At 34.6% G+C, this 335-nt stretch carries 1 pseudogene; it reads right to left on the bottom strand.

Annotated elements, in window-relative coordinates:
- A pseudogene (locus AOA62_RS19510) lies at window positions 1-335 on the bottom strand (type I pantothenate kinase); the annotation flags it as partial.

Here is a 335-nt window from a genome sequence, read left to right as displayed (position 1 = left end):
CCCTTATATAAAATCAAGTCTGCGCGATAACGAGTTGGCAAAATGTTTTCATATAAATTCACCTTATTAATTCTATCCCAAATTCCCTTTGCTATATCGAAAGCTTCTTGGTCATCAACGCCTGCATATTTTTTAAAATAAGAGTCTTGATGGCGGAAAGCCGTGTCCTTTAAAATCTTAAATCTCTCTACGTACCAATGGAATATATTTTTTTCCGCAGCATCCACGTATAAAGAGAAGTCAAAGAAATAAGATACTGCTAATTGATCCACTTGTTTTCCCTCTGAAACTTTTGGAGGTTGAAGCACATTGATACCTTCAACAATTAATATATC

It is taken from the genome of Pseudomonas sp. 2995-3, assembly GCF_002742565.1.
GTDB classification, from domain to species: Bacteria; Pseudomonadota; Gammaproteobacteria; order Pseudomonadales; family Pseudomonadaceae; genus Aquipseudomonas; species Aquipseudomonas edaphica.
This window is presented reverse-complemented; position numbering and strand designations above follow the sequence as displayed.